We start from the raw sequence: 18,512 nt of genomic DNA on the forward strand, positions 1-18,512 counted from the left end.
CTGGAATCTTCCCAGCAGGGCTTAAAGCATTCCCTCCGTTTCCCTGCCTCAGCTGGGTTGATTGGCTCATTATCAGATATTCTCCTGTTTCAAGGCATCGATAATATTATCTTGTTTTACTTTGGAACTGGAATAGAGCATTGCTGCACCTACGATAATAAATACGATGACAATGACATAACCCAGACTACTCCAGGGCAGTTCCAATCCATAGCTAAAACTGTACATCATAGATCGGTAGATCAAATACATTACCATTACACTAAGCGGCAGTCCATAAAGCAGAGACTTAATGCCGTAGAAGATACTCTCGTAATTTAACATTTTGCCAAAACCCTGTGGAGTCATGCCGACCGATTTGAGCATGGCGAATTCCCTTTTTCGCAGGGCAATGCTGGTGGAGATGGTATTAAAGATATTGGCAATACAAATTGCCGTGATCAAAACAATAAACCCGTAGGTAAAAACCGATATCAGTAAAATTATCTGCTCTTCTTGCTGTCTTTGCTGATACACATTGTAGATACTCAGATTGCTCTCCGGCAGTTCCTCAATCTGATGTTGGGTTGCCATGGGGTCAGTACTATTAAGCAAAAGTCGGGTGTCAGCAGTTATGCCCTGGGCAAGCAACTCATCCATCACTTGTTCCGATACAATAACAGTCAGTCCACCCAGTCCAGCAGTAAAAACACCCATTGGGACTTGATCGGTAAATGAAGCAATTTGCAGCTGATTTAAATAGGTTTCTTGGGCCGAATCCCTATCAATATGGTGCAGTTCTATTTTTTGGCCGATTTCCGTCTGTATAGCCCTAGTCTCAATAAATTTTCTGGCATCATAATCCTGATAGGAGATTTTATCAATTACAATTCCGGATAATTCATGGGGGTTTGTAAGCTGATCATAATCGGCGCCGACCATCTCAGCATAATCCTTCAGACTCTTCTCCTCCAGCGCATGTATATCGATATAATATGGGTATTTCCCGTTCTTAAGCATTTGCTTATCTTCCCGTACTCTTGCTTGCAATTCCCCGGCAATGGATTTTTCATCTAACCATGAATTTAAAGTCAAGTCTTTTACTATCGAATATTCTGTTACATTATTCAGGCCGGCAATAGACTGGGCTAGCTTATAATCCTTTTCAGCACTTTCCCCCGGCAGGGTAACCTGGATATCAAAATTGATCCCATCCCGGGACAGTTCCGCTGATTTTATTAGATTGTCGGTAAAAAATGAGACTGTTAAAAACAGCACTATGCTTATTACCAACGATAATACGGTGGCCTGGTACCTGCGCCGGTTCCTTCTTAGATTTTTTAAGCCGATTTCAGCTTCAAATCCGAAAAGTCTACGAATAAGCGGAGAAGATTTGACTGCCTTGGGGGTGAGCCGAATATCCATTGATTGTCTGATGGCATCGATAGCCGAGATATTAGAGGCCCGTTTGGCTGGCCAATAGGTAGAAATGAAGATAGTCAACAGGGATATAACCCCAGCCCCCAGTATTGTCATAGGGGTTACTACCACCGTGAACGGTTCAGATACCCCTAATCCCCCCTGTAATATGGGGTTGATAAACCAGAAGGTAATGGCCAGGCCGCCCAGACCGCATAAGATTCCTATGGGGATGCTTATCAGGGCTATTACTGCTCCCTCAAAAAATACCGAGTTCCTTTTCTGGCGTCTGGTTGCCCCTACACTGGAGAACATGCCTAGATAGCGGGAGCGTTCAGCAACTGAGATAGCAAACGCATTATAGATTAATGCCACTGAACCTACTACAGTTATGGTCATAATAATGGCGATCAGAGAGTAAAGGGTCTTGTGCAGGGAATCGATATCGGTTACACCGTGATAGCGCAGCAAGGAATTGTTGAAATCTACGTTGGCAATGTTATTATCTACGGCCAGATCCCGGGCATGGCTGTAGAGTGATCTTTTCACTTTATTCAAAACCACCAGGCCATTGGCGGGATCATCTGCGGTTACCATCTTCTCGTCAACATAGCCGATAATGGTATACCCCGGGGCCCAGGTGGGTTCCCAGGTCGGACGGGCTATAGTACCCACTACTGTGTAGCTCTGGGTAGTTTTATTTATAATCTTCTCGGCAGCAAACTCACCGTTTTCGTTTCTCTGTAACGGTGCCTTCTGAGTTAGGACCTCTTCATTGCCTTCAGCCTTAAGACGCTGACCGATATCCAGCACAAGTTGATCGCCAATCTGATAGTTTACCTTGGCGCTCTGGGCGATTTCCTCTGAGATAACAATTTCGCCCTTGGCCTGCGGCAGACGCCCACCGGTCAATTCGATGGGAAACTGCTCAAAACCCTGGGGGTTGTATTCCGTTATAAACAGATAAGGTCGGTTTCTATTTTGGCTTCCTTCCAAAAGAGCATAGCCGCGATCCCTGGATATGATGAGGGTTTTTGTTTGTGCATCATGCTTGATCGCCTGTAATTGCTGTTGATTTACATCTTTATACAAGACATGCCATTCCCCATCCCTGGCGATAGCAGCTCTCTGCAGCAAATCCATAAAGGATATGCCCAAAGTCGCCACCGCCGTTACCATCGCTACAGAGATGATAACACCCACGATGGTAACCAGGGTCCGTCTGCGGTTCTGCTGTAAATTTCTTAAAGTAAGCAGGTTTACGATATTCATGGGCGAATCACCTCATCCCGGGCAATTCGGCCGTCCTCGATGGAGATGATTCGGTCCGCTTGTAAGGCAATTCGTTCATCATGGGTGATGATGATCAGGGTTTGCTTATGGGTTTTGTTAAACATTTTAAGTAGGTCAACGATCTCATGGCTGTTCTTGCTGTCCAGGTTGCCGGTGGGTTCGTCAGCCAGCATCAATGCAGGATTATTGATCAAGGCTCTGCCAATGGAAACCCGCTGCTGCTGACCGCCGGAAAGCTGATTGGGCAGATAAGACAATCGGTTTTGCAGATCTAGGGTGTTAACAATATTGTTGAAATGCTCTTTATCGACCTGATGACCATCAAGCAGCAATGGCAGAGCAATATTTTCTTCCACCGTCAACACCGGAATCAAATTGTAAAACTGATAAACCAGGCCAATTTGCCGGCGTCTAAAAATGGCCAGCTGAGTCTCGTTGAGGCGGTATATGTCAGTGTTGTCCACCATCACCCTGCCGCTGGTAGGCCGGTCCACTCCGCCCAACAGATGCAAGAGCGTAGATTTGCCTGATCCGGAAGGGCCGACAACGGCGATGAATTCGCCTCTTCTAACCGAAAAGCTGACCTCATCCAGGGCTTTTACAGCTGTCTCCCCCCTACCATAGATTTTAGACAGATTTTCTATCTTCAAGATTTCCAAGTTATAAAACCTCCATTTTGTGATGCTGGGTACAGTATATCTGTCCAAAATGACAAACAAGTGACTGTAATATAACTATTTAGTCACTTTGAAAGCCAGGAGATGGGTCAGTATAAGCAGCTGGTGTCAGCTCGAACTCTCCCCCCTGATTTAAGTTAAATCATTTGCCGATAAAACTTTATAATAAATTGGGTGCCCTGGTCCCCCTTGCTTATTACTTCGATGGTTCCATTTTGAGCGGAAACGATGCTGTGAGCCATGGCCAGCCCGATACCAATGCTATCCTCAGCGGCATTCTTCCCTTTATAAAAGCGTTGGAAAATATGGGGTAAATCCTCTTTAGGAATTCCTGCTCCATTATCGGTGATGATTATTTCTGTAAACAGCGCATTTTCCGCAAATGAAACCGAAATAACCCCGCCTTCGGGGGTATGTTCCACACAGTTTTTCAGAATATTGATCAAAGCCTCAGTGGTCCATTTGATATCCCCCTGAAAAGAAACCTTATCATCTCCGCTGATGGTGAAGGTTTGCTCTTTTATATCCATGGGGATCAAGACCGGCTCCAAGGCCTTTTGAACAAGCTGACTCACCATTATCACATCTTGCTTAAAAACTACCGTTCCGGCGTCAATCCGGGCCAATTTCAATAATGAAGCCAAGAGCCATTCAATGCGTTCCAGCTGCACCCGGATCATATGGGTGAATTCGATTCTTTTGGCTTCGGGCAGTCTAGCATCGCTTAGCAAATCAGCCATTACCATCATGGAGGTCAATGGAGTCTTGAGCTGATGGGATATATCTGCAATGGCATCAGTTAGGCGTAGCTTTTCATACTGCAGCAGGGAGTTCTGCTCTGACAGCATTAAAGTAACCTTATAAATCTCGTTTTTTAATATGCTAAGCTCCCCTTCCTGATTGTCCCGGATATCGAGGGAGTAATCACCTCCACTGATTTGGCGCAGATACCTTGAGAGCCTGGCTATTTCTCCATATCTCCATCTGGTATAAATCCAGCTGCAGCCCGTTATCAAACTACCGGACAAAAAGACCAGCAGTGCAGCCCAAGGAGAAATGAATGCAGCAACAACAGTTGCTGCCGCATTAATCAGGCCCATTACCATTAATAATCTTTGAATCTCTTTATTACGCAGCAGTTTACTCACCAACCTTGTATCCCAAACCGCGTACTGTTTTAATCAGGGCTGGGTGCTGTGGATCATTTTCCAGCTTTTCCCTTAGTCTTTTTATATATACCGTTAAGGTATTATCGTTTACAAAGTCGCCGGCTATATCCCATATCTGCTCTAATAGCTGATTTCTGGACAGAACCTGTCCGATGTGGTTGGCGAATATGAGCAGTATGCGGTACTCCAGAGCAGTCAGGGTGATTTCACGGTTATTTTTATAGACCTTTCCTTCCAAGGTGTTAATCATAACATCATCTATCTCGATGATGCTTTTGCCCTGGCCTTGTTTTTGATAGCGGCGTAAAACCGATTTTATTCTTGAAATAAGCTCCCGGATACGAAAAGGCTTGATAATATAATCATCTGCTCCCATATCAAGTCCCATTACTACGTTAACCTCATCATCAATGGCGGTTAAAAAAATCACCGGCATATCACTGCGCTGTTTAACAAACTTGCACAGCTCATAGCCGCTTCCATCCGGCAGGGATAAATCAAACAGGCACAAATCAATATGGTGCATTTCTTCAGACAGGACTTTTTGCGCTGATTTGAAATCATAGCACAGCAGCGTAGAAAATCCCTCTTGCATAAGAGAATACTCGATCCCAGCGGCTATGGTTTTATCATCTTCTGCCAGCAGAATTTTGGTCATGTGCTTCAACCTTTTCCAGAATGGTCCATAAAAATATCTTTTCGGGGTGCGCCCTTACGCTAAGAAAATCCTTCATAGTGTTGACTTCATCATAGTCTTTGCGGCTATGGTCACCGCTAACGATTATCTTGGAGGCTTTGCCATGTAAGTACAGCTGGCACCCCACATTCACACGATCCTGGAGCATATCTGATAGCTTTTGTTTGATGCGGTTAATGCCTAAGAATACCACGACAATTGGTTGAAGTCGCACTCAGGCAGTCTAAAAAAGGAGCTAACGTTATTTGCCCCACTTCCCCAGGCCACTTTCAGAGACTGATACACTTGGCGGTTATAATCCCAGTATCAGGTTAGTTGTCCTCTAAAATGGTTATGCAATGGTACTGTAATATCTTGCACTTTTATTACGATTGATGGGTTTCTGCTTCTCCCACTGGTTAATACCAAAAATGCCAAACCAGACTTATCCCGGGCGCCAACTTCGATCCCTCGGCTCAAGTCACATCGACACTGTTCCCCTGCCTCACCTGGTTTGATTGGCTCATTATCAGATATTCTCCTGTTTTAAAGCATCAATAATATTGTCTTGTATTACCTTGGAACTGGAATAGAGCATTGTCCTTTACAAAAAAACCGAATCCAGGTATCTGGAACTCTGCCCCATGTCACAAACCTGCACATAATCCCTTCCCTGAGACACTGGGAAGCAAAAGAAGGCTGAAAAGCCAGGCCATTTCGGTTGTACAAGTGCATCCAGGCACCTGAAACCACCATATCCTGAATACCTGGCCATCAGCCTTTTAGACTTCCGTTGTTGATTGACCAAGCATTTATGGCTTTGGATTAGAATCCCCTGCACCCTATTTTATACTTGCCATACTGGCAAACGGGAAGAAGTTTTTCTTCAGGCTTGCATAAAGCTCACCGCGCAGGTCGGGATGAGCCACCGCGATCAGCTCCTTGGCGCGTTCTGTTCTGGATTTATAGCGCAGGTTGGCAACCCCGTATTCGGTGACTACATACTGGGCGTAAGTGCGAGGCACGGTGACTGGCGAGCCTATGGGAAGCTCGGGCACTATTGCGGAGGATAGTGAACCATCTTTCATTTTCCTGGCTGAATATAACAGGGTAATCCCCTTGCCCCCTTGCGACCAGAAGGAGCCAATCATGAAATCCAACTGCCCGCCTGAGCCGCTGATCTGGGTATGGCCCACCCCCTCGGAATTGATCTGCCCGCTCAGATCCACCATCAAAGCCATGTTCATAGCCACCATGTTAGGATGCTGGGCGATGAAGAATGGGTTATTAGTGTATGATGAAGGATAGAATTCGCAGGCTGGGTTTTGCTCAACGTATCTGTACATTTCTTCGTCACCCATGCAGAATGTGGCCACGGTAACACCCTGGTGAAAAGGTTTACGTGTGTTGGTTACAATGCCTTGTGCCACCAGCTGAGGCAATCCAATGGGGAACATTTCGGTCAGGACACCCAGGTCTTTTTTGCCCTCCAGGCCGCATACCACCGCTTCTGGTATCCCCCCGATGCCCATCTGTATAGTATCACCATCTTCTATAAGGTCCAGCACATACCCGGCTATGGCTTTGTCTGTTTCGGTCGGGGTGCCCCGGCCAAAGGTTGGTATTTTGGTGGAGTTTTCCACGAAATAGTCAAATTCGGAGATATGCATCCAATTATTCCCATAGATCACCGGCATCTGGTCGTTGACTTCGCCGATGGTAACGCGCTGCTTGCCGGATGCACGGCCCTTCCGGATGGTATCCAGGGTATAGAAGTTAGTCAGCCCCAGATTGACATACCCGGCTGAATTAGGTGGGGTCACTTGGGTGATAAATACGTCCGCTCTGTGCCACACCTTATCAGCCAGGTCGGAGCTCATAACCGGGTAAAATTCCGCTTGCTTGGTAGTGTTCATGCGCCGGCCAGTTGCGATGCTGAATCCTGGCATATAGTTGATATGGCCGTCCAGTGGCAGCATATACTCTGGATCCTGGAATTTGAAAGGATATAGTCCTATGGTATCTAATATCTTTACCCCTTTCAATTCTTGCCACCGGTCCAGGATGGCGTTGAAGATGTCCGGCGATCCTGAGCCAATGGCCAGCGCGGTGCCGACCACATCTCCCGATTCGACCTTCTGGGCCGCTTCTTGGATGGAGATAAGTTTGGCCTGATATTCCTTTTTCCACATATTCATACCCTCCTTAATATTAACCCTCGTTTACGTCACGGTCATAGCCCCTCAGACCCTACGCAATAATGCAGAAGGCCGGCCGGGCCATGGGTTGTGGAGAATACTTGTCACCGGGATATACGCGATGGCCGACCTGCACCGACTTGCCGATGACCTCCATGGTTACTTTTTTGGGATCCATGGATACCAGGTTGCCCATTATCCATGGGCCTTCATCAAGTTCCACCATCACAATGGTATAGGGATTCTCATTTTCGCGTCCCTCAGCGGCGATGTTGCAGGTGGTAAAAGTGACTATCTTACCTTTGCCGGACATCTCTACAATCTCCAAGTTGGTGCTGGCGCATTGGCTGCACACCATCATCGGGGGGCAGGTGTAGGCGCCGCAGTCGTTACACCTCAAGCCCAGCAGTACATCCTTTTTTAAGGCCTTGTTATAGTCCTTAAAGGTGAGTTTATATTCCATAGTTCTTACCCTCCTCACTGATTGGTCAATATCATGCTGACCAGTATCCCGTCGCCGCCCAATGTGTCTATAATGCCATTTTTGGCACCCTCGACCTGGCGGCCTTGCTCCACCATGTCTCCCCTCAGTTGCCGGGTGACTTCCACCAGCTGGGAAACACCGGTAGCACCGATAGGATGGCCTTTGGCCTTTAACCCCCCGGAGATATTGATGGGTATCTTGCCGCCTATCCTGGTCTCGCCCTTAAGCCACGCCTCACCTGATTTGCCAAAATCGAAGAAGCCTAGCCCTTCCGCGGCTATCAGGGCAGCGATGCTGAAGCAGTCATGCAATTCGCACAGATCCATATCCTGCGGGGTCATGCCGGCCATACGATAGGATTGTTGGCAGGCCAGTTCCCGGGCGTAGATACGAGGCAGATATCTGGACTGCGAACTGAGTTTGCCGCTGGACGCCTGGCCGATGCCGGCGAAATAGACCGGTTTAGGGGTCAACTTTTTGGCTATCTCCTCTGCAGCGATTACCACCGCTGCCGCCCCATCAGAAAACGGGCAGGCATCCTGCAGCTGGATGGGGGTTGAAACCATAAAACTATTTAAGACATCCTCTTTAGTTATCAGTTCGGATCCGGGCATTGGGGTTTTCATGGCATACCATGGGACTGAATGGATACCGCGGCCATCTGCTCCTTCCAGAGACTGGAAGAGGAATATTATATTTGCTGGCATACAAATGGGCCAACAGGGCAAAAACTGCCGGGAACAGGAATCCGGCCGGGAATTCATAGTGGGCATCCCCGAACATGGAGAAAGTCCGAGTTGCAAGGGGGGTTCCCATTGCGGTGCACTTCTCCACCCCACCCACCAACATTATGTCATAATACCCTGATGCCACCCACATGACAGCGTCCCTGACCGCCATACTGCCGGAAGCGCAAGCCCCTTCAAAGCGGCTCGCCGCCACGTTGAAACAACCTATATCGTTGGCAAAGAATGACTGTATCATCCCCTGCCCTTCCTCGAAGGTGCCGAGAACGTTGCCTACGTTGACTGCCTGGATGTCCTTGGGAGTGAGATTGGCTTCCTGGATGGCGTCCATAGCCACCTCGGACAGCAGTTCAACTGAAGTTTTGGGTGAATTGAAGCAGAACTTGGAGTGTCCAGTTCCGACTACTGCTACTCTTCTCATGATTTATTACCTCCTCTTCATTGGTCTTCATCCTGGCAAAAATAATGGTTTTGGATGGCTGCACAGCACAAATAAGTGGGACCAATTTCATCACCTCGGACGTTCGCGCGTAGATGGTCTGGATGCGAGCGTCCCCTTCTTTCTGATCTGTGGTGCTGAAACAGAGCCCGAAAAAATCTATTCAATAATCATGGCCGGGTCTCGGTTCCATCATTAAGGGCCGATGTTTACTGAGTCCAATAGCCATCTGCTGATTTATCCGATCCCGGTCAATAGGTCCTTCCGGTCAAAGGCTCTCCCTGCCACTATGAAGAGCAAAATCTGTGCCAACAGCAAAAAGCCCATTCTATGGGCCTTCTAAAGGAATAGATATGATGGCTGGCGGCGCAGCCGCCTTGCTTTTTACCGCTGCATAAGGCAAATCTGCAGGCTCTCCCGGTAATCTTGCCTGGCCATGGTTGCGTCAGACTGGGGATGGCTATAGATTGGCCTTTTCCGGATGAGCAATTGGGTTTGCCAATGCTAAGTTCAAGGCAGGATTGCATGAGGCCACAGAAAAAGCAATGCTATTTTGCCATGCATTATTGCAGTCAACTCACCAAGCAGAGTATTTTGCTACCGGGCGGAATTACAACATTATTAGGTATTTGGTTTCAATAAGAGGGGGAGTCAGATTGGTTTGAAGAAGTGGGCCATTTTGAGGCTAGCGGTTGCTCTGGTGTCAGTCATTGTGGGCCGGTTCGGCCGTTATGCCGTATTTGGCGGCTTTGCGCAAAACCGTGGATGGGTCGATGCCGAGATGCCTGGCGACCTCGCGGGTAGCCCGGTAACGCCTGTAGGCATGGGAAATGATCTCCTTTTCCACAAATTCGACGGCCTCTTTTAAGGGGAGAATCCCTTCGATGGATATCTGAGGGTGAACATCTTTGCGCATGAAATTTTTTATATTATTGGGCAGGTCTTCGCCGGTCAGGACATCCCGCGGGATAGTCACTATCAAGCGCTCAATGACATTTTCCAATTCCCGGACATTGCCTGGCCAGTCGTAATTCATGAGTATATCGATGACATCAGGGAACAACTCTTTTTTCATATCGTATTTCTTATTAAATAGCTTTATGAAGTGGGCTGCCAGCAGAGGTATCTCTTCCTTGCGGGCCCGTAGGGGCGGGACCTCGACCGGCACCACGTTGAGGCGATAGTAAAGGTCTTCCCGGAACTGTTTATCGGCTACCAATTGTTTGATATCCCGGTTGGTGGCGGCGATTATGCGCACATCAATGGGGATAGTCTTTTCCCCACCCACCCGGATTATTTCCTTATTTTGAATCACCCTCAACAGATTGGCTTGTAAACTGAAGGGCAGCTCGCTGATTTCATCCAGGAGGATGGTTCCCCCATTGGCCAGTTCGAAGTAACCGGCCCGGCCTCCCTTTTTGGCCCCGGTGAAAGCTCCCGGGTCATAGCCGAATAATTCTGATTCCAAAAGGTTTTTGGCAATAGCTCCGCAGTTTATCTTGATGAACGGGCCATTACGGCGTGGGCTGTTGATGTGGATGGTTTCGGCGATAAGTTCTTTGCCGGTACCTGATTCCCCAGTGATCAGGACAGTTGACTTAACCTGAGCGATACGGATAACCTTGTCGAGCAATTCTTTCATTATCCGTGAACCGACAATTAGTTTCTCAGTGTCGTACTGCATCTGCAGGGCCCGCAGCTCGGATTCATAATGTTTGCTCAGCCCCTGAGCCTGCTCCAGTTGTTGCTTAAGCTGCATCAGCTCGGTGATGTCCCGGACATTGGAAACCACCCGGAATATCCGGCCTTTTCGATCAAACACAGGGGTACCGGTAGTCAGCGCGGTCCGCCCGGCCAAGGTCCGCTGTATGATGGTCACCGGTTTTCTCTCTTTCAGAACCAGGGCACTGACCGACTCCGATACGATGCCCCTTTCCCTCACCAAGTCCTCTACGTTGTGACCCACCATTTCACTGGCCGGGACCCCGGTCAGTTTTTCAAAGGCCTCATTGACCCGAAGGGTGATGCCCTCGCCATTGGTCAGGTAGAGTCCGTCATAGGACGACTCGATGATGGCATCCATTTCCCGATTTAGCTCCTTCACATTTTCCAGTTCTCTGGATATGTTTTCGAGTTCGGAGATATCCTGAAGAACCGCCACCGCCCCAATGATCTCTCCGTCTTCTAATATTGGGGTGCGGTTGGATATGAACAGTGAGTTCTTAAGCATAATCTTCTGTGCCGGTCTGGGGCAGCCGGTTACCAGCGTTTCTACCAGGCCGCTGTTGGGAATGACTTGCATGATTTCCTGGCCAATCACATCAACGCTTTTGATGTCCAGGAATTTCTCCGCGGCCCGGTTGAGCAAAGTTATCCGGGCGTTTTTGTCAATAGCTATGATGAGGTTATGTGTGGAATCCAGGATGGTCTGTAGTTCATTAGACAGGTACATGAAGGAGTTAAAATAGGCATAGGCCAGGTCGCTGCGTGTGATCATGCCCACCACTTTATCCTGGTCGACTACCGGGAGCCGCCCCACACTTCTCTTGATAAGATCCCGCACCTGTTCATCGGGGTGGCCGGTAATTACGCTGGTGGCCATGATTTGATCGACTGTGGTATTGGGATCACCGTCCCCGGCCAATACCCGGTAGAGGTGGCTTTTGGTCAATAGCCCTACCATCCGGCCATGTTCGTCTATTACCGGGGCCCCATCAATTTCGTGATCTAAGAATATACGGCTGGCTTCCCGAATAGTATGCGCCAGGGTCAAAGTCACCGGTTCAGTGCTCATTATGTCAGACAGCTTCATAATGAAAACCTCACAACTACGTTGGACGTATCTGGCTGTATTCTTCTGTTATTCCATAGTATAGCACAAGCCGCCCTAAGCTTAGGGAGTTATAATCCTGGCTGCGGCTTCAATATAGGCCAGTTGAGGACCCGATGAACAGGTTCTGATTACTAAATACTATTCGGTTGCTGCTTAAACATGCCCCACCGACCATGAATCCAAAACCGCAAGATCATTGACGCACACATCTCGCTCACTCCCAATGTATTGGGGTTGCTACTTGAAAATGCGCTCCAATTCAACGTTCAGTCCCGGGAAAATAAACGACTGGACCAAATCAGACCCTTTGAAGGTGATGTGCTGGTCAAAATCATTGTCCTTAAAAAGGTACACCAGAACCTCCCGGTTGAGCGGATTGACGATCCAGTATTCCTCCACCCCGCAGGACATATACAGGTCGAGTTTCTTGATCAGGTCCAGGCGGCGGGTCCCTTCCGACAGGATCTCCACCACCAGGGCCGGCGTCCCCATATAATAGTCTTTCTCATTGAGGTGTTCCTGCAGATCGCAGATAACCATGATGTCTGGCTGTACCACATTGATATTTTCGGGGTTCCGCCTGAGGGTGATATCGTATGGGGCTACGAAGGGAGCGCACTTTTTGCCTTGAAACCAATTGTAAAAGATACCGAACAATTCGGTCAGAGCCAGCTGATGCCGGGTTTTGGGAGAAGACTGCAGGTAGATCTCGCCATCGATGTACTCGTATCTTTCTTCACTGTTCTCAGTTAGCTCCACAAATTCCTCAAAAGTTGCCTTGCGGCCCCCGTAGCTGAATTCTTTCGCCTTCTCGCCGACCATAATGGCTGCCGGCTTCTCAGCATCGTGTTTTATGGCTGACAATGTGGCTATTTCAAGGCCGTTGCGGGTAATGATGACATCTTCTTGAGCCGCCAGCATCAGATATTTGCCGAAATTATTCTGCACTTCGGTAGAGGGCACTTTCATCCGCCATCCTCCTTTTATAAACATATTAGCTAATTTAGCTAATTATATGGTAGCCAACTATTGCCGCAAATGCAAATCCAAACTTAATTTGTGTGTCATAATGGATATCAGGCATTGGGAGGATGGAATTGGCTTACGCTTATGTTAGAAACATGTTAAAGCAATATTGTTCGGCAGGGTATTCATCAGCAAGAACTGGCCCGGGCGGTGGGCATAAGCAGACAGACCCTCTCCAAATACGAGCGCAGGCCATCCCCGGTGATGAAAGGCCTGAAGGTGACAGCTATTCACTAACCAGTATTAAATAGTTTAAGTGTTAAAGAGACAGCCTGACCCGTCTTGGAGCAGTCGGATCAATTGAGAAAAAAGTGGGAAGATGAGGTGCGCCGCAGCATAGCCAAACAAGCTGACCAGAAAGAGCGCTGGTCAACCGTTTCCGATCTGGAAATCGCACGGCTTTATACTCCAGAAGACATTCAAAACATGGACTTTACCAGTGACATTGGCTATCCCGGACAGTTCCCCTACCTGCCCGCCCTTTGAATAAGTAATTTTCATTATGCCAATATGTACTGTATAGTTTATAGGCATCATATGGGTATATCTTACAGTAGCACAGCTATCCGAGTCATGCCATTAGTTTGAACGGCTCAAAGCGATAAGGGTTTAATACCAGTCAACTGCAACTATTTTCGGGGTTGAGCCGTTATGATCGACACGGAATTCAATTTGGTAAGTTCGCCTTTTTTCAGTGTCGGTGATTTGCCCGCTTGTCAGCAACTTTTCCAGAGCGGAATCATAGTCCAGTCCCAGAGCCTTTGCCTTGGCAAGGAGAAACTTCTCATTTACCCCTGGCTCATAATAGCCCTTCACATCAAAGCCGTATTCATTGGCGATAGCAGTGTAATAGATGTAATCTCCCCCATTACGCTGTTTTAATTCGACCAGGTCGTAAACCATGGTATCAGTATTATAGCTTTCCGGCCAGGGCGAATAACTTTTACCGTCAAACTGTACAAATTTAGGGTAAGTCTGGTGTATTAGAGGCGGATATACATCATCAGGTGCGGCAAATACTTTACGCAGCCGCGCCTCCGCCTGATATGGAGACAATGACTCGGGGAAAGAACCAAATTCACCGGTCCAGGTAAAGAGCATATAAGAGATGGCGGCGCCTGTAGATTCAAAATCAAACCAATTTACTTCAGGCATAAAGAAAAGGCGGTAATCTTCACCCATCTGATTGAAGTCCCGTTTTATATCATCAGTTATCTCTATCTTCCCTGCATTGCTAACAGGGCTGTTTTTAATCGCTGTCAACAAATCGTCAATAGCCGGAGGGTTGTAGTCGGCAGCCAGGCCTTGCCAATCGATATCCTTGTTTGTTCTTACTATCTTCCCTGCTCCGGCTTGAGCCGGCCATGATTCCAGAACCACCCCGGGATATGATATCCATATTTGCAGTTCGTCTCCCGGCTGCAATTGGCTTTCTGACAGTTGGATGTTATTTGCATCAGTTATTATTGTCTCCGGGCTTATGGCAAAATAAAACCGGGTGGGTTGATCAGAATAACCGCCTAAAACCCCTTCTACCAGTATTGAACCGGGTTCTTTAGACAGAATTTGCGCCGTACCAAAAGGTTTGAGGAAATATTCGACCATATCCATCCTGCTCCCGTCCTTGGCGCTTTCAGTAAAGACCCTTAATATATAAGCCTCACTCAAATCACCCTCGATGGAGAAACTGAAGTCCCCCCAGTCTGGCGCCCCAATAGAGGCAGTAGTAAAGCCATTAAATAGAACTTTATCATTTTTATCAGTTACTTCGTAAAGTACGTTGGCCTCCCAAACCCTGGCAGTTCCAGTAACAGTTAATTGTTTGGGGGAGCAGATATGATTATTGATTTTGATATTTGCATCGCCAGGTTTATTGGCCGGATCAAATTCAACTAATGCGGTTCTTTCCTGGGGCATCCAGGTAACCTGGGCATGCAAGGCTTCACTTATAAATCTAAGCGGTACGTAAGTACGGTTTTTAATGATGCGGGCAGGTACTTCCATATTGATTTTTTCACCGTTTATCTCAGCGCTCGGTTCATTGATGGTTAGCTCAAGGCTGTCTTGATCTTTATTTATCATAACTTTATTCTCCGCGGCCAACCATTCCACATGTGCTCCCAGTTGCTCAGCCAGGCTTCTGACTGGTATCAGGATTCTATCCTGTTCAATTATTGGGGGCACAGAACCTGCCAGTGCTTCTCCATTAACAACGATGTTTATACCGGAACTAACTAGTGGCTGCAGCACAGGCGGATGTTCGCCAGTCTCCCCCACGGTTACACTGGCTAAGAGCAGAGTAAAACCAATTGCCAAAACTATAATTCTAACCATTTTGCTTCTTTTCACTGCCATACCTCCTGGTACCAATTTAATTAAGACTACGCTCTTTCTCGTATTTGTCTTACATGCGGCCAAAAGGCTGCCGATTATGATATTTATGTAAAGGGTGTCAACCTGACATTTTCTATCTTCTTTGATGGCATCAGCGGATTGAGTATATTTGCAGCATCTGCTCCCCTTTTGAAATCTCACCAACACGTTTCTCGGGGGCCGAACACTTTTGCACCGTTGGATACCTGGACAGATTCGATGTCCCTGCTATCAAAGAAGGATTATCTCCTTTTCTGGCGAAAAATATAGAAAAAAAGAATAGTCTCCGAGCCTGTGTACCTAAAGGTTGCTCCAAGGTATTCAGGCCGTTAGGGTAAGCCGGGAAACTGACTTGCCTCCCAGTGTGGAAAGGAGATAAGCGGAATCGTCCCTGTGGGGCGGACTGTTTGTCGCAGTCCGCCCCTTATCCATATCAGGCCATCACTCAGCGACTAGTTTAAACCAGAAAATCAAGCTGTAGTTTGCTGATATGTATAAGATGAGGCTGCTTATTGGTGGTAGCGCCCGGAGATCCTTTCTGCCGGGCCTTGTTATTTTTTCAGCAAACCAGGAGCCAAGGAGGTGTTGTTTAAGATTTCGGCATGATCAATGGTTTATTATTAGGTATCCTAAATGGTGCCAAACGATCAACCAGAGAGTTGACGCATCCGCAATACATGTTTGTACAAAAGGATGGCAGAAATGATCGAATTGAGGAATATCAGCAAAAGCTATGATGATTTAGGGGTCTTAAAAAATCTCTCGTTTAGCTTCCGTGCCGGGGAGTTCGTGTGCATTTGTGGCCCCTCAGGAATCGGCAAGACCACCTTACTGCAATTGATCGCCGGTTTGGAACAACCCGACTCTGGCAGCATCCACTACCAGAGTCACAAGCTTGCTTACGTATTCCAGGAACCCCGCTTAATCCCCTGGTGCAATGTAATCGAAAACATCGAAATCGGGCTGCACGCCTTAATGCCCCAGGACAAGCCTTTACGACGCAAGACCTGTAATCAATTGGCTCTGCAAGTAGGTCTGGATGGCTTCCAGCATTACTACCCGGCTCAATTGAGTGGGGGCATGAAACAGCGAGTGTCCCTGGCCCGGGCCTTTGCTGTCGACCCGGACATACTATTGCTGGATGAACCATTCAGTTCCCTCAATGATGAACTGCGCGAAGTTATGTGCCGCTATTTGATCGACCTGCTGGCCGCCAAACCCCGCACCTCGATAATGGTAACTCATAACATCGATGAAGCGGTGCGTTTGGCCGACCGTATCATTTTTCTTCAGCATCGTCCCTGTAAAATCGTACTGGATCACACCATCAAGGTTGCCCTGTCTGATCGTAATTGGAAATACCGCATGGAACAGATCGAACTGATGCAAACGTTGACAATGACTGACTAGTAAGGGGAGGATAAAATGAACATTCGAGTGAAAAAAATTCTGGCTGGCTTAATAGTAATGACACTGTTTTTGGGACTGGCCGGTTGCTCCCAGGTTCAGGCACCGGCTACCGCTCCGGCCCCGACCGCAAAGATCGAACAGGTGACCATCGCCGCTTCCCAGGGCTCAGGCAGCTATCCGCTGGCACCCCTGGTGGAGAACAATGCCTTAAAGGACATTGCTGATAAAACCGTCATCGAACCCTGGGTCACCAGTGAACAACTATCTGCTATGATCACTTCCAACCAGGCCCAATTTGTAGTAGGGCCCATAACCAATGCCTTGATGCTCTACAATAAAGGGGCGAATGTGAAGCTGGTCAATGTCGCTGTTTGGGGCATGCTGTATATTTTGAGTGCCGACGACAGCGTGAAGAGTATTGCCGACCTTAAAGGGAAAACGATTGCGGTAACCGGTGGTCTCACCTCATACCACGGCAATCTGTTAAGGTATGTCCTCATCCAGAACAACCTTGATCCGGAGAAAGACCTGACCATCGTCAATATGGATATGGCTGAGTCCTCGGCACAACTAGCTACCGGCGGTATCAAATTAGCATTATCCAATGAGCCCAATTCCACCGTAACTATTGATAATGCCAAAAAAGGCAATGTTACCGTGACCAGGGCTATTGACTTACAAAAAGAATGGGCCAAGGCGGTGGGCGATGAAAACGCCCGCATTCCTCAAGCCGGTCTGATGGTGGTGGGTGACCATGCCCAGAACCAGGCCCTGGTTACAGCAGCAAGGGACAAATATCATGAGAGCGCCAAATGGGTCAACGAAAACCCTGCCCAGGCCGGTCCCCTGGTGGAAAAATATTTCCCCAAGATGAAAGGTGCTGCGGTGGAAAAATCCCTTCCCTTTGCCGGACTTAACCCCGTGGCAGCCAGCGAATGCAAAGAGGAGATCAATGCTTTCTTGACCGAGTATCTGAAGGTGGCTCCCCCGGCATCGATAGGGGGCAAAATGCCTGATGATGGCTTCTATTATTAGGCTGTTTACGGAACGCAAATATTACATTTTGGGTATAGTCATTTTGGTGGCGGGATGGCAGGCCCTGGCTATGGCCTCCCATCCCCTCATCGTGGCTTCGCCCCTGTCCACCATAACCGCTTTTTTAGATATGCTGAATAGCGGCGAATTGGGTAAAAGCTTGGTGGTTACCCTTAAGCGACAGCTGCTGGGTCTTGCCCTGGGTGTTGTGGCAGGTACTTTTTTAGGTGTATTGGGGGGACTGAAGCACGCACTGGACAGCATGATAATGCCTGCCATCAATGCCGTCCTGGCCACCCCCAGCGTCATATTCGTAGTCATTGCCATGGTGTGGTTTGGTCAGGGCAGCACTCAGGTTATTTTTGTGACCGCTCTGCTAATCACCCCCATAATGTATCTCAACTCGGTCAAAGGGATACATTCTATAGACAGCCAATTGCTGCAGATGGCCACAGTATACCAGGTTCCCGGGAGAGTGCGGATGCTGAAGCTATACCTGCCCGGGTTGCTAAATGGCTTTATCGCCGGTTTTTCTCTGAGTGTGGCCTCATCTTTGAGAATCACCATAATGGCTGAACTGTTGGGAGCCCAAAATGGTATTGGCAATGCCATTTTCATAACCCGGAGTTATCTTGAGACCGACAAGCTGTTCGCCTGGACCATAACCCTGATCATACTGGTGGCCATTATGGAAACGGTAGTCTTCAATCCTCTGCACAAATACAGTAAGAAATGGCAAGCCTGATTTTTACCAG

Annotated in this window: 17 protein-coding genes and 1 riboswitch; of the genes, 5 read left to right on the top strand and 12 right to left on the bottom strand. The window is 47.9% G+C overall.

What is annotated here, in order from left to right; genetic code table 11:
• Positions 1-72: 72 nt before the first annotated feature.
• The 11 genes from AC15IQ_RS10865 to AC15IQ_RS10915 all read right to left on the bottom strand — a co-directional run bounded on the left by AC15IQ_RS10865 (position 73) and on the right by AC15IQ_RS10915 (position 12,882).
• On the bottom strand, positions 73-2,670 hold the full coding sequence (locus AC15IQ_RS10865; RefSeq protein ID WP_483179117.1) for an ABC transporter permease: 2,598 nt from the start codon (positions 2,668-2,670) through the stop codon (positions 73-75).
• On the bottom strand, positions 2,667-3,350 hold the full coding sequence (locus AC15IQ_RS10870; protein WP_483179119.1) for an ABC transporter ATP-binding protein: 684 nt from the start codon (positions 3,348-3,350) through the stop codon (positions 2,667-2,669). Before AC15IQ_RS10870 ends, AC15IQ_RS10865 begins: the two co-directional genes overlap by 4 nt.
• A gap of 155 nt (positions 3,351-3,505) precedes the next feature.
• The gene (locus AC15IQ_RS10875) at positions 3,506-4,516 is read right to left on the bottom strand and encodes a sensor histidine kinase (protein WP_483179120.1); all 1,011 of its coding nucleotides are present in this window, start codon (positions 4,514-4,516) and stop codon (positions 3,506-3,508) included.
• Entirely contained in the window at positions 4,509-5,195 is a 687-nt protein-coding gene (locus tag AC15IQ_RS10880) for a response regulator transcription factor (RefSeq protein ID WP_483179121.1), read from the bottom strand. The genes AC15IQ_RS10875 and AC15IQ_RS10880 overlap by 8 nt, the downstream gene beginning before the upstream one ends.
• Complete coding sequence (locus AC15IQ_RS10885; protein WP_483179122.1) at positions 5,167-5,448, bottom strand: hypothetical protein; 282 nt, start codon at positions 5,446-5,448, stop codon at positions 5,167-5,169. Before AC15IQ_RS10885 ends, AC15IQ_RS10880 begins: the two co-directional genes overlap by 29 nt.
• A gap of 607 nt (positions 5,449-6,055) precedes the next feature.
• Positions 6,056-7,405 (bottom strand): acetyl-CoA hydrolase/transferase family protein, encoded by a 1,350-nt coding sequence (locus AC15IQ_RS10890; protein ID WP_483179123.1) that lies wholly within the window; start codon positions 7,403-7,405, stop codon positions 6,056-6,058.
• 58 nt (positions 7,406-7,463) lie between these two features.
• Positions 7,464-7,874, bottom strand: coding sequence for a Zn-ribbon domain-containing OB-fold protein (locus AC15IQ_RS10895; RefSeq protein WP_483179124.1), 411 nt, complete (start codon positions 7,872-7,874; stop codon positions 7,464-7,466).
• Positions 7,875-7,888: 14 nt separating this feature from the next.
• Entirely contained in the window at positions 7,889-8,521 is a 633-nt protein-coding gene (locus AC15IQ_RS10900) for a thiolase C-terminal domain-containing protein (RefSeq protein WP_483179126.1), read from the bottom strand.
• A complete protein-coding gene (locus AC15IQ_RS10905; protein WP_483179127.1) occupies positions 8,484-9,062 on the bottom strand; it encodes a thiolase family protein in 579 nt (192 codons plus the stop codon). The genes AC15IQ_RS10900 and AC15IQ_RS10905 overlap by 38 nt, the downstream gene beginning before the upstream one ends.
• A 721-nt stretch (positions 9,063-9,783) precedes the next feature.
• On the bottom strand, positions 9,784-11,892 hold the full coding sequence (locus AC15IQ_RS10910; protein WP_483179129.1) for a sigma 54-interacting transcriptional regulator: 2,109 nt from the start codon (positions 11,890-11,892) through the stop codon (positions 9,784-9,786).
• Positions 11,893-12,150: 258 nt separating this feature from the next.
• Positions 12,151-12,882: a Uma2 family endonuclease gene (locus AC15IQ_RS10915; protein WP_483179131.1), complete on the bottom strand. Its 732-nt coding sequence runs from the start codon at positions 12,880-12,882 to the stop codon at positions 12,151-12,153.
• 180 nt (positions 12,883-13,062) lie between these two features.
• Between AC15IQ_RS10915 and AC15IQ_RS10920 the strand changes: the two genes are divergently transcribed.
• Positions 13,063-13,176: a helix-turn-helix domain-containing protein gene (locus AC15IQ_RS10920; RefSeq protein WP_483179382.1), complete on the top strand. Its 114-nt coding sequence runs from the start codon at positions 13,063-13,065 to the stop codon at positions 13,174-13,176.
• A gap of 63 nt (positions 13,177-13,239) precedes the next feature.
• Complete coding sequence (locus tag AC15IQ_RS10925) at positions 13,240-13,425, top strand: hypothetical protein (RefSeq protein WP_483179133.1); 186 nt, start codon at positions 13,240-13,242, stop codon at positions 13,423-13,425.
• A 123-nt stretch (positions 13,426-13,548) separates the two neighbouring features.
• Here the strand turns inward: AC15IQ_RS10925 and AC15IQ_RS10930 are convergent, their stop codons facing one another.
• Positions 13,549-15,288 carry a stalk domain-containing protein gene (locus AC15IQ_RS10930; RefSeq protein ID WP_483179134.1) on the bottom strand — a complete coding sequence of 580 codons (1,740 nt, stop codon included), beginning with the start codon at positions 15,286-15,288 and terminating at the stop codon, positions 13,549-13,551.
• Between the two features lie 296 nt (positions 15,289-15,584).
• A riboswitch (molybdenum cofactor riboswitch) is annotated at positions 15,585-15,703 on the top strand.
• A 311-nt stretch (positions 15,704-16,014) separates the two neighbouring features.
• On the opposite strand from AC15IQ_RS10930, the gene AC15IQ_RS10935 reads away from it, so the two are divergent.
• The 3 genes from AC15IQ_RS10935 to AC15IQ_RS10945 are packed head-to-tail and all read left to right on the top strand — an operon-like array spanning position 16,015 to position 18,502.
• Complete coding sequence (locus AC15IQ_RS10935) at positions 16,015-16,722, top strand: ABC transporter ATP-binding protein (protein ID WP_483179136.1); 708 nt, start codon at positions 16,015-16,017, stop codon at positions 16,720-16,722.
• A gap of 15 nt (positions 16,723-16,737) precedes the next feature.
• Entirely contained in the window at positions 16,738-17,757 is a 1,020-nt protein-coding gene (locus AC15IQ_RS10940) for an ABC transporter substrate-binding protein (RefSeq protein ID WP_483179138.1), read from the top strand.
• Entirely contained in the window at positions 17,738-18,502 is a 765-nt protein-coding gene (locus AC15IQ_RS10945) for an ABC transporter permease (protein ID WP_483179139.1), read from the top strand. Before AC15IQ_RS10940 ends, AC15IQ_RS10945 begins: the two co-directional genes overlap by 20 nt.
• The last annotated feature ends 10 nt before the right edge of the window (positions 18,503-18,512 follow it).

Source organism: Syntrophomonas sp. DTU019, assembly GCA_913757435.1.
Classification (GTDB): domain Bacteria; phylum Bacillota; class Syntrophomonadia; order Syntrophomonadales; family Syntrophomonadaceae; genus DTU019.

Bases quoted from the DNA above. Each gene is read 5' to 3' on its own strand.
- AC15IQ_RS10865 (WP_483179117.1), bottom strand. From the start codon at position 2,670: ATGAATATCGTAAACCTGCTTACTTTAAGAAATTTACAGCAGAACCGC.
- AC15IQ_RS10880 (WP_483179121.1), bottom strand. From the start codon at position 5,195: ATGACCAAAATTCTGCTGGCAGAAGATGATAAAACCATAGCCGCTGGG.
- AC15IQ_RS10890 (WP_483179123.1), bottom strand. From the start codon at position 7,405: ATGTGGAAAAAGGAATATCAGGCCAAACTTATCTCCATCCAAGAAGCG.
- AC15IQ_RS10895 (WP_483179124.1), bottom strand. From the start codon at position 7,874: ATGGAATATAAACTCACCTTTAAGGACTATAACAAGGCCTTAAAAAAG.
- AC15IQ_RS10900 (WP_483179126.1), bottom strand. From the start codon at position 8,521: ATGAAAACCCCAATGCCCGGATCCGAACTGATAACTAAAGAGGATGTC.
- AC15IQ_RS10905 (WP_483179127.1), bottom strand. From the start codon at position 9,062: ATGAGAAGAGTAGCAGTAGTCGGAACTGGACACTCCAAGTTCTGCTTC.
- AC15IQ_RS10910 (WP_483179129.1), bottom strand. From the start codon at position 11,892: ATGAAGCTGTCTGACATAATGAGCACTGAACCGGTGACTTTGACCCTG.
- AC15IQ_RS10915 (WP_483179131.1), bottom strand. From the start codon at position 12,882: ATGAAAGTGCCCTCTACCGAAGTGCAGAATAATTTCGGCAAATATCTG.
- AC15IQ_RS10935 (WP_483179136.1), top strand. From the start codon at position 16,015: ATGATCGAATTGAGGAATATCAGCAAAAGCTATGATGATTTAGGGGTC.
- AC15IQ_RS10940 (WP_483179138.1), top strand. From the start codon at position 16,738: ATGAACATTCGAGTGAAAAAAATTCTGGCTGGCTTAATAGTAATGACA.
- AC15IQ_RS10945 (WP_483179139.1), top strand. From the start codon at position 17,738: ATGATGGCTTCTATTATTAGGCTGTTTACGGAACGCAAATATTACATT.